Source organism: Pantoea anthophila, assembly GCF_006494375.1.
In the GTDB taxonomy this organism is placed as follows: Bacteria; Pseudomonadota; Gammaproteobacteria; order Enterobacterales; family Enterobacteriaceae; genus Pantoea; species Pantoea anthophila.
The window spans coordinates 526,911-537,066 of sequence record NZ_VHIZ01000056.1; the positions used below are offsets into that span (position 1 = coordinate 526,911).

Here is a 10,156-nt window from a genome sequence, read left to right on the forward strand (position 1 = left end):
TCGTTAATTATGCAGTTTGAATAGACGCTCCGCGGCCGATTGCATAATAAACGAAACCGCGTTTGCTGATACGCTCTGGATCATACAGGTTACGACCATCAAAAATCACGGCTTCTTTCAGCGCATTTTTGATAACGTCGAAGTCTGGCGCACGGAAGTTCTGCCACTCCGTACAGATGACCAGACCGTCTGCGCCCTGCAGTGCCGCTTCTTTGGTTCCCATCAGCTTAAGATCGCTGCGGTGACCGTAGATACGCTGCGCTTCATCCATCGCTTCCGGGTCAAACGCCTGAACAGATGCGCCTGCTTCCCACAGCGTTTCCATCAGCACACGGCTGGAGGCTTCACGCATGTCGTCAGTGTTCGGCTTAAATGACAGGCCCCAGAGAGCAAACGTCTTACCCTTCAGATCGTCGCCAAAGTGGCGTTTGATGAAGGTTGGCAGCTTGTTTTTCTGGTTGTCATTGACATCTTCCACGGCCTGCAACAGACGTGGCTGATAGCCAATAGACTCCGCTGTACGGATTAACGCCTGCACATCTTTCGGGAAGCAGGAGCCACCGTAGCCACAGCCAGGATAGATGAAGTGGTAGCCGATACGGGGATCGGAACCGATGCCCTGGCGTACTTTTTCAATATCCGCGCCTAAACGTTCAGCCAGGTTGGACATCTCATTCATAAAGCTGATTTTGGTGGCCAGCATGCAGTTTGCTGCATACTTGGTCAGCTCTGCGCTGCGGATATCCATCATGATCATGCGATCGTGGTTGCGGTTAAACGGCTCATAAAGCTCGCGTAACAGCTCGACCACCTCATCGTTGTCGGTACCGACAACGATGCGCTCAGGACGCATGCAGTCATTCACTGCCGCACCTTCTTTCAGGAATTCCGGGTTCGACACCACATCAAAGGTGATGTTGGCGTCACGCGATTTCAGCGTTTCCGCCATCACCGCACGAACTTTATCTGCTGTGCCAACCGGTACGGTTGATTTGTCGATAACCACTTTGTGATCGTTCATATGCTGCGCAATGGTGCGCGCTACGGCGGTCACATATTTCAGATCGGCAGAGCCGTCTTCATCCGGTGGTGTACCTACTGCAATAAACTGCATAACACCATGGTTTACGCCCTGTGCAGCATCAGTGCTGAACTTCAGACGACCCGCTTCGTAATTGGACATTACCAGCGGGGTTAAACCTGGTTCGAAAATAGGAATGATGCCTTTTTTCAGATTTTCGACTTTGTTTGCGTCGACATCAATGCAGAGAACGTCATGTCCGACTTCGGCTAACACCGCAGCCTGAACCAGACCGACATAGCCGATACCAAATACAGTGACTTTCATCGAGTTATCCTGTGTTTATAAATTACTTTTTGTTGCCAACTGCGCTATCGAGCCATTCAGAGAAATCTTTGCCCAATACCGGATGACGAACACCGTACTCAACGAAAGCCTGCATGTAGCCCAGTTTGTTACCACAGTCATGGCTTACGCCTTTCAGGTGATAAGCTTCAACGGTCTCTTTTTCCATCAGCATGGCGATAGAGTCGGTCAGCTGAACTTCGCCGCCCGCACCCGGAGGCGTCTTCGCCAGCAGAGGCCAGATGTCTGCAGACAGAACATAACGACCTACGACCGCCAGGTTGGATGGCGCTTCGGTCGCTTTTGGTTTCTCAACCACACCCACCATCGGTGCGCTGTCGCCTGGGTTCAGTTCTGCGCCCTGGCAATCGACAACACCGTAAGCGGTTACATCGGCAACCGGCTCAACCATAATCTGGCTGCGGCCTGACTCTTCATAACGGGTCAGCATCTCGGCCAGGTTATCTTTGGTTGGGTTAGATTCGTATTCGTCGATGATGACGTCTGGCAGGATAACGGCAAACGGCTCGTTACCGATCAGTGGGTGTGCACACATCACTGCGTGGCCCAGGCCTTTCGCGATACCCTGACGAACCTGCATGATGGTCACGTGTGGCGGGCAGATTGACTGGATTTCATCCAGCAGCTGACGCTTAACACGCTTTTCCAGCATAGATTCCAGTTCGAAGCTGGTATCAAAATGGTTTTCGATGGCATTTTTAGATGAATGCGTAACCAGCACAATCTCGTTGATGCCTGCAGCGATACACTCGTTAACGACATACTGGATTAACGGCTTATCAACCAGCGGTAACATCTCTTTTGGAATCGCTTTGGTGGCCGGGAGCATACGCGTACCCAAACCCGCGACCGGGATTACCGCTTTTTTTACTTTGGTATTATTGGCAGACATTAAGTTACCTCTCTCATAGGCCGTTCAAGTTAATACTTGATATGTCGGTTTAAAATCGAAAATGAGTATATCAGTTAGTATCGAACGGATTTATCCTGGAAGGCATCAATCCGTCGAAATTAAGACTATTACCCAACTGTAAAGCTAAGTTCTGGCCCTGTCCTCAGCGCCAGAATCTTTCCATTTTTGCCGTTTATTCTTCTGCTGACAGCATCAGCCGAATGCGACCACCCGCGCCCCAGACGTGGCACTGCCAGTTGTCTGCGCGCTGACTGATTTGATTGAGGTGGGTGCTACCCATAGTGCCAAGGGGAACACCATTACTGAGCTGAATCTGATGGGTATCAACGTGAAGCGTGGCATTTAATCCGGCCGAGACCAGGATCAGATTTTTCAGACCCCGATGATAGTAGCCCACCAGCAGAGGGAACTGGCCGCTGAGGTTCGCCTGACGCAGCAGCAGATTGACCTGTCTGAGCAGCCCGTTAAGTTCCGGCAGACGCTGTTTTTGCCCGGAGAGCTGCTCCTGAAGCAGGCCGTTAAACAGCGCACGCAGCAGCAGAGCGGCCAGCACGCCATTATCACCCGCACGGGTGACGTCCAGACAGTAGAAGGCCAGGTCCTTTTCAGAGAGCGCCGCAATGTCGAGCACCAGGCCCGGCTGTTCGGCCATCGTCAGCTGACGATAGTTAACCCGACAGTTGGCGACGGTCTGTTGCACCGGCGGCTGGAGTTGTTTGAGCAATTTGGCAGCCGCTTTCGGGTCGCGGACCAGGGCGTCCCAGTCCTGAAACAGCTGCTCATCCTCTTCCACCTTCGAGGTGAACATGGAGGGATAGAGACATTCATAGACCGCTTCGCGGAAGCGTTCCAGATTTTTCAGTGGTTTAAGCAGCACATCCTGCACGCCAAGGCGCAGCACATGTGCGATGTCAGACATATTTTCTGTCGCTGAGATAATCAAAATCGGCACAACGTTACCGCGGGTACGAATGTGCTCAACAAACTGAATGCCGCTCATACGGGGCATTTCGAGATCGCTGATGATCAGGTCGACAGTATGCTGTTGTAGTTGTGCAATTGCTTCCAGTCCATCTTCCGCTTTTAACGTTACAGCACCCATCGATAACAAAAATTGGTCCAGCAACGAACGGAAAACAGCCTCATCTTCGACAATGAGTATCTTTTTGCCGAGTAGTGGTTTTTCCATTCTTTCCCCCTGCCTGCCAGATAATTCAATAGTGGTTCATAAAACGCAGTTGCGCCTTCAGAATTGCGTAAAGTCACCGTTTTGAATGAACAACCTGATTATCTGCCACGGACCAGTGGTAACAGTTCATCCATTTTCTTTTCCACGGCGGCCCTGCCTGCCTCAATGGCCTCTTCAGCCCGATGAAAGTCCAGCGTTGAAATCTGCGGACAGACCGGCTGTATTAAAACATCGGGTGGATCGCCTGCCATACGGTTGCGCTTCAGGCGATTTTCCAGCACCTGGATAGAGGTTGACATAATCTCCATCGCACCCGGTGACTGAGACGCACGGCGCTGGGTGAAACTCACCAGTCGCTGACGCAGCTTTCCACCCCAACTCAATGCCGCTGCAGCGGCTTCTTCTTCACTATTTTTAGGCGTAACGGAAAACAGATCCTGCTGCATTAAATGCGCGTCATGCTGCAGGTCAACCGCAATCACAATGTCTGCACCCAGCGCGCGGGTCAGTGAGATCGGCACCGGATTGACGACGGCACCATCCACCAGCCAATACCCATTGTAGCCCACCGGCGGTAATAAACCTGGCATACTGCAGGAAGCGCGAACCGCCTGATGCAGATCGCCCTCCGTCAGCCAGAGCTCCCGCCCCGTGCTGAGATTGGTGGCCACCACGCCGAAAGGTTTGCTGCACTGCTCTATCGCATCATTGGGGATCAGCTGGCGCACATGGTTAAAGACCCGCTCACCGCGCAGCAGTCCGCCCCGTTGCCAGGAGACATCCATCAGCCGGATCACATCCCAGTAGCGAAACGCACTGACCCACTTTTCCATCAGCGGCAGCCGGTTATTCACATAGGCTGACCCGACTAGGGCGCCAACAGAGCAACCCGCCACGACGTCGATCCCGATACCCGCACGCTCCAGTGCGTTGATCACGCCAATGTGCGCCCATCCTTTCGCTGCGCCGGCCCCCAGCGCCAATCCTATTTTTACCTTTCTCATTTGTATCTGGTCCTGCCGTCAATACGTAGCGTCACAGCGTGGGGTCAGATAACATAGCGCGCTTATGAAACCGACTCATCATTTTCGGGAGCTAATGTGTCAGAAACCTGCCCATGTTGTAGCGGACAGCAGTATAGCGTATGTTGCGAGCCCTTTCTGCAGGGTAACCAGATTCCTGTTACGGCTGAACAACTTATGCGCTCCCGCTATTGTGCCTATGTTAAGCACAATGCCGAATATCTGGTCGCGACCTGGCATCCTGACAAACGTCATCCGGAGATGTCAGGGCTTTTATCTGAAAGTTTTTCCGGTACCGATTGGCTTAGCCTGAATGTAACCCGTTGTAATCATGGAAGCCATGATAATGAAGCGTTCGTGACTTTTTTTGCACGATACCGCGAGAAAACGAACATTCATGCCATTCATGAGTGTTCCCGCTTTCTTCGCGAGGATCAACGCTGGTACTATGTTGACGGTTCCGTGCCGCCCGTTGGGCGCAACGATCGTTGCCCGTGCGGCAGTGATAAGAAATACAAAAAATGTTGTGGTTGAGCTGAAGGCTGAGCCCGCAGTTTAACCCCTAATGCTTTGACAGGACTCTGATTGAGATGCAAGCGCAAACCATGCAAAGAAAAGTTTTACGAACCATTTGTCCCGATGCAAAAGGTCTGATCGCCAAAATCACCAATATTTGTTACAAGCACGAACTCAATATCGTGCAGAACAATGAGTTTGTTGATCATCGCACCGGGCGTTTTTTCATGCGTACCGAGCTGGAAGGCATCTTCAACGATAACACCCTGCTGGCCGATCTCGACAGCGCCCTGCCCCAGGGATCAGTGCGTGAACTGCACAGCGCCGGCCGCCGTCGCGTGGTGATTCTGGTCACCAAAGAGGCGCACTGCCTGGGTGACCTATTAATGAAGAGCGCGTTTGGCGGTCTGGATATGGAGATTGCCGCGGTCATTGGTAACCATGACACACTGCGTTCGCTGGTTGAGCGGTTTGATATTCCCTTCGTTCTGGTGAGTCACGAGGGACTGACGCGGGAAGAGCACGATAACCGCATGGTGGAAGAGATTGACCGCTATCAGCCCGATTATGTGGTGCTGGCGAAATATATGCGCGTCCTGACCCCTGCCTTTGTGCAGCGCTTCCCGAACCAGATTATTAACATTCACCACTCTTTCCTGCCTGCCTTTATCGGTGCCCGGCCTTATCATCAGGCCTACGAGCGTGGCGTGAAGATCATTGGTGCCACCGCGCACTATGTGAATGACAATCTCGATGAAGGCCCGATCATCATGCAGGATGTGATTAATGTCGATCACAGCTATACCGCTGACGAGATGATGCGTGCGGGTCGTGACGTCGAAAAAAACGTGCTGAGCAATGCCCTCTATAAAGTGCTGGGGCAGCGCGTCTTTGTTTACGGCAACCGTACGATTATTCTTTAATCAGCCAGCGCGCTGAATTGACTGCGGATTCAGCGCTACGCGTAAAAAGTGGGCAAACAGTTCCTGTTTTGCCAGTGGGCGCTTTACACCCTTATCGCATTTGGTATGATGCGCCCCGCTTTGAGAGTGAAAGATTCAGGCCATGGTGGGATTCCCGAGCGGCCAAAGGGAGCAGACTGTAAATCTGCCGTCACAGACTTCGAAGGTTCGAATCCTTCTCCCACCACCATTGAATCTGAATACGCCTCAAGCCAGCATTATCCCCGGTGGGATTCCCGAGCGGCCAAAGGGAGCAGACTGTAAATCTGCCGTCACAGACTTCGAAGGTTCGAATCCTTCTCCCACCACCATCCTGCATTCAGCACACTTTCCCCAAATCGATGCATCAGCTTCCTGTTCTGCGGGGGAGAGGGATGAGAACCTTCGACTAAGGTTCGGGTCGAGCATCGCGAGACAACGCGCTTCAGCGCGGCCCGCAGGGTGAGGCGCAACGCGCCGAATCATCCTTCTCCCACCACCATCCTGCATTCAGCACACTTTCCCTAAATCGATACATCAGCTTCCTGTTCTGCGGGGAGAGGGATGAGACCCCCCTGCTTACAGAGCACCTCCACATTTTTCAAACGTTCTGCCCCCTCTTCTGCCATGACTTTTTCAGTAAAAATCGCTACCATCACCGCCTCTCATTTTCTGAACCATGGTTGACCTCATGAAATTTGTTTCATTCAACATCAATGGGTTGCGCGCCCGCCCTCATCAGCTTCAGGCGCTGGTTGAACAGCATCAGCCCGATGTCATTGGCTTACAGGAAACCAAAGTCCATGACGAAATGTTCCCGCTGGAAGAGGTCTCAAAGCTGGGTTATCACGTTTTCTATCACGGTCAGAAAGGCCACTACGGCGTGGCACTGCTCACCCGAATGCAGCCGGTTTCAGTGAGCCGGGGCTTTCCGGGAGAGGATGAAGAGGCACAGCGCCGGTTGATCATGGCGGAAATTCCCAGCCCGATCGGCGACATCACGGTCATTAACGGCTATTTCCCGCAGGGTGAAAGCCGCGACCACCCCACCAAGTTTCCGGCAAAAGAGAAGTTCTATCGCGACCTGCAGCGTCTGCTGACCGAAGATCTGCCTGCCGATAAACCGGTTCTGATCATGGGTGACATGAATATCAGCAGCACCGATCGGGATATTGGAATTGGCGAGGATAGCCGCAAGCGCTGGCTACGAACCGGTAAATGCTCCTTCCTGCCGGAAGAGCGCGAGTGGATGGATCGGCTGCTGGGCTGGGGCCTGGTTGATACCTGGCGTGAACATAACCCGGAGGTCGCCGATCGCTTCTCCTGGTTTGATTACCGTTCAAAAGGTTTCGATGATAATCGCGGCCTGCGCATCGATCTGGTGCTGGCAAGCAAAAATCTGGCAGCACACTGCGTTGAGACCGGCATTGATTATGAGATCCGTGGCATGGAGAAGCCCTCTGATCACGCTCCCATCTGGTCGCTGTTTCGCTTTTAACTGATGATCGCGTGGCAGAGCGCCACGCGACACTTATTTCACTATCTTCCAGATCAGGTTGTTGGTGCCGATGGAGTGTTCATCCCGGGCGCACTGCAGCAGCACCCCTTCCGACTTCACCACCGCGCCTTCACTGTAGTTACGGTTTTCAAAAATACAGCAGCGCAGGCAGTCTGGCTGACGTCGCTCTGCCTGCGTCCAGGCTTCCGGCGGCATATCCACTACCACATCGGTGTTCACACCGTTATTACCGGGTGGCATCGACTGATAGCGACCGTTGGCCTGAACTGCGCTGGTTGCCAGCGACAGGGCCAGCACCATCAATACTGAGTAACGCCTCATTCCGTCTCCTTCACTTTACGTCTGGTTTTGCGCACCGGACGCTTCTGTCCGGTGGAGGGTAATCCCCGAAAGGCATGTGCCGCAGGCTGCTGTCGCGCCTGGTGGATCAGACCGGTTAAGGTCTGGACCAGGGGTTGCATAAACTCCTCATAACGACAGGCCTTTTCGCTGATACGGGTCAGTGTCGACTCCCACTGCGCCGTCATATCCGGGCGGGCAGCCAGATCGGGCAACGAGTGAATCAGGGCACGTCCGGCCTCGGTCGCGTTGATATATCGCCCTTTCTTCACCAGGAAACCACGACGAAACAGCAGTTCAATAATGCCAGCCCGCGTCGCTTCCGTTCCTAAACCATCGGTCGCACGCAGCACTTTCTTTAATTCTTTATCCTGAACGAACCGGGCAATCCCGGTCATCGCAGAGAGAAGCGTGGCATCGGTGAACGGACGCGGCGGCTGGGTTTGCTTCGCCAGCACCTCGCCGCGCTCGCACAACAGCGTATCCCCTTTCGCCACCACCGGCAGCGGCATGCCGTCATTCTCCTCGTCACGCTCTTTGCTGCCCAGCAGTGCACGCCAGCCCGCCTCTGCCAGGAAACGCGCTTTCGCAACAAATTTTCCCCCGGCAATTTCGAGGTCGATGACGCACTTACGGAACACCGCATCCGGGCAGAACTGCATCAGATACTGGCGCGCCACCAGCTCATAAATATGCTGCTCGTTTTCCGTAAGCTTTACCGCACCGGCGCGGGCCGTCGGAATAATGGCGTGGTGGGCGTCCACCTTTTTATCATCCCAGCAGCGGTTGCGCCGATCCGCATCGAAATCAGCGGGCGGGGTCAGCTGTGACTGATGCGCCTGAATCGCCTTAAGTACTGCATGACGCCCGGCAAAATGTTCTTCGGGCAGATAGCGGCTGTCCGAACGGGGATAGGTAATCAGCTTGTGGGTTTCATACAGCCGCTGACAGGTATCCAGTACCGTCTGCGCACTCAGCCCGTAACGTTTTGCCGCCTCAATCTGCAGGCTGGAGAGTGAGAATGGCAGTGGTGCCCCCTCATTTTCCCGTTTATCGCTGTAGGCCGTGACCGTCGCTGGCTGACCGGTAATCCGGGCTACCACATGATCTGCCAGGGCGCGTCTGAGCAGACGGCCCTCTTCATCCTGCCACGGCTCACAGGCTTCGCTGGGGATCCAGCTGGCCACAAACCGGGTGCCATCAGGCGTGACGATATGGGCTTTAACTTCGAAATACTCTTTCGGCAGGAAGTTTTCAATCTCTTCATCACGCCGCACCACCAGCCCGAGCACCGGGGTCTGCACCCGGCCAACCGACAGCACGCCATCATAGCCTGCATTTCGCCCCAGCAGTGTCCAGGCGCGGGTCATGTTAATGCCATAAAGCCAGTCTGCCCGCGCGCGAGCCAGCGCCGAAACACACAGCGGAATAAATTCGCGATTCTCACGCAGACGGTTCACCGCCCGATCCACCGCCTGCGGGTTGAGATCGTTGATCAGGCAGCGCTGCACTTTGCTGCGCTTTTCCGCGGGCAGTTTCAGATAGTCGAGCACTTCATCGACCAGCAGCTGACCTTCATCATTACTGTTACAAGTTTTTTTATGAAAATATTTAATTAACTGATTTAGATGGAAAAGTAAAAATTCATACTTTTCTGATTTTCACAAAGATGATAGCATTCTTGAAGCTTAATCAAGCTCATAGCGTTTTTGCTTAAACCATTTTAAGAACGTGTAAGTAATTATCATATCTTTCACTAAAATACACCTGTGTATTTATAGATTTATAGCCAGATTTGATAAACACATCTACCTTCATGGGGAAAACACCCTAGGGCGGTAGCGTTACGGGATTCATGATTTTTTCTGAATGTTAACCATTCACTTAAAAGATCGATTTTTTTACAACGCCATGGTTAATTCATTTCTGAGGCATCATTTAAAACAAAAAATGACAATCAAATAAAAACCATGATCATTTGAGATACCTAAGAAAATAGTTCATTAACGAAGCTGTCAGGAATTTTTCATATAATCTTCTCAGGAGTTAATTATGGCTTTCGATGCATCCCCATCATGGAGTGGGTTTAACTATCAAGGAAAGGTTTCTCTATATCATGCTCTAAAAATAATAAATATGAAACCAGCAGGCGATGACCTTTCCAATTTAAGTCTAATGCTTGAAAATACTGAAGACTTTGAAATAATTGAAGATAGTAACGCTAAAACATTTCATCAGGTAAAAGCATATAATTCCTCCAGTTATTCTAAATATGAAGATGCACTCCTTGAACTAACATTAGAGCTATACAAAAATAAAGACGTGGAAGG

Annotated in this window: 9 protein-coding genes, 2 tRNA genes, 1 other RNA gene and 2 pseudogenes; 7 read left to right on the forward strand and 7 right to left on the reverse strand. The window is 52.3% G+C overall.

What is annotated here, in order from left to right; all coding sequences use genetic code 11:
• Positions 1–7 precede the first annotated feature (7 nt).
• From FJW00_RS19770 to rssA, 4 genes are all read right to left on the reverse strand, one after another.
• Positions 8–1,348 carry a UDP-glucose dehydrogenase family protein gene (locus tag FJW00_RS19770; RefSeq protein ID WP_009089902.1) on the reverse strand — a complete coding sequence of 447 codons (1,341 nt, stop codon included), beginning with the start codon at positions 1,346–1,348 and terminating at the stop codon, positions 8–10.
• Positions 1,349–1,370: 22 nt separating this feature from the next.
• The gene (gene galU, locus FJW00_RS19775) at positions 1,371–2,279 is read right to left on the reverse strand and encodes a UTP--glucose-1-phosphate uridylyltransferase GalU (RefSeq protein ID WP_009089901.1); all 909 of its coding nucleotides are present in this window, start codon (positions 2,277–2,279) and stop codon (positions 1,371–1,373) included.
• A gap of 193 nt (positions 2,280–2,472) precedes the next feature.
• A complete protein-coding gene (gene rssB / locus FJW00_RS19780; protein ID WP_009089900.1) occupies positions 2,473–3,489 on the reverse strand; it encodes a two-component system response regulator RssB in 1,017 nt (338 codons plus the stop codon).
• 98 nt (positions 3,490–3,587) lie between these two features.
• A complete protein-coding gene (gene rssA / locus FJW00_RS19785; protein WP_009089899.1) occupies positions 3,588–4,493 on the reverse strand; it encodes a patatin-like phospholipase RssA in 906 nt (301 codons plus the stop codon).
• Positions 4,494–4,589: 96 nt separating this feature from the next.
• Between rssA and FJW00_RS19790 the strand changes: the two genes are divergently transcribed.
• The 5 genes from FJW00_RS19790 to FJW00_RS19810 all read left to right on the forward strand — a co-directional run bounded on the left by FJW00_RS19790 (position 4,590) and on the right by FJW00_RS19810 (position 6,470).
• Positions 4,590–5,045 carry a YchJ family protein gene (locus FJW00_RS19790; protein ID WP_072052716.1) on the forward strand — a complete coding sequence of 152 codons (456 nt, stop codon included), beginning with the start codon at positions 4,590–4,592 and terminating at the stop codon, positions 5,043–5,045.
• A 56-nt stretch (positions 5,046–5,101) separates the two neighbouring features.
• Positions 5,102–5,950, forward strand: coding sequence for a formyltetrahydrofolate deformylase (purU, locus tag FJW00_RS19795; protein WP_009089897.1), 849 nt, complete (start codon positions 5,102–5,104; stop codon positions 5,948–5,950).
• Positions 5,951–6,094: 144 nt separating this feature from the next.
• Positions 6,095–6,179, forward strand: a tRNA-Tyr gene (locus tag FJW00_RS19800).
• A 36-nt stretch (positions 6,180–6,215) separates the two neighbouring features.
• Positions 6,216–6,300 (forward strand) — tRNA-Tyr (locus FJW00_RS19805).
• 42 nt (positions 6,301–6,342) lie between these two features.
• Positions 6,343–6,470, forward strand: a non-coding RNA gene (locus FJW00_RS19810) — RtT sRNA.
• A gap of 22 nt (positions 6,471–6,492) precedes the next feature.
• On the opposite strand, the gene FJW00_RS22640 is transcribed toward FJW00_RS19810, so the two are convergent.
• Positions 6,493–6,627, reverse strand: a complete 135-nt coding sequence (locus tag FJW00_RS22640) for a hypothetical protein (protein WP_258317054.1) — start codon at positions 6,625–6,627, stop codon at positions 6,493–6,495.
• Positions 6,628–6,659: 32 nt separating this feature from the next.
• Between FJW00_RS22640 and xthA the strand changes: the two genes are divergently transcribed.
• A complete protein-coding gene (xthA, locus tag FJW00_RS19815; protein WP_009089896.1) occupies positions 6,660–7,466 on the forward strand; it encodes an exodeoxyribonuclease III in 807 nt (268 codons plus the stop codon).
• A gap of 33 nt (positions 7,467–7,499) precedes the next feature.
• On the opposite strand, the gene FJW00_RS19820 is transcribed toward xthA, so the two are convergent.
• Both FJW00_RS19820 and FJW00_RS19825 read right to left on the reverse strand, forming a co-directional pair.
• Positions 7,500–7,808: a YnjH family protein gene (locus FJW00_RS19820; protein ID WP_009089895.1), complete on the reverse strand. Its 309-nt coding sequence runs from the start codon at positions 7,806–7,808 to the stop codon at positions 7,500–7,502.
• A pseudogene (locus FJW00_RS19825) lies at positions 7,805–9,403 on the reverse strand (DNA topoisomerase III); the annotation flags it as partial. The pseudogene FJW00_RS19825 and the gene FJW00_RS19820, both read right to left, overlap by 4 nt.
• A 475-nt stretch (positions 9,404–9,878) precedes the next feature.
• Here FJW00_RS19825 and FJW00_RS19830 point away from each other — a divergent pair.
• Positions 9,879–10,156, forward strand: a pseudogene (locus FJW00_RS19830) (DUF4297 domain-containing protein); the annotation flags it as partial.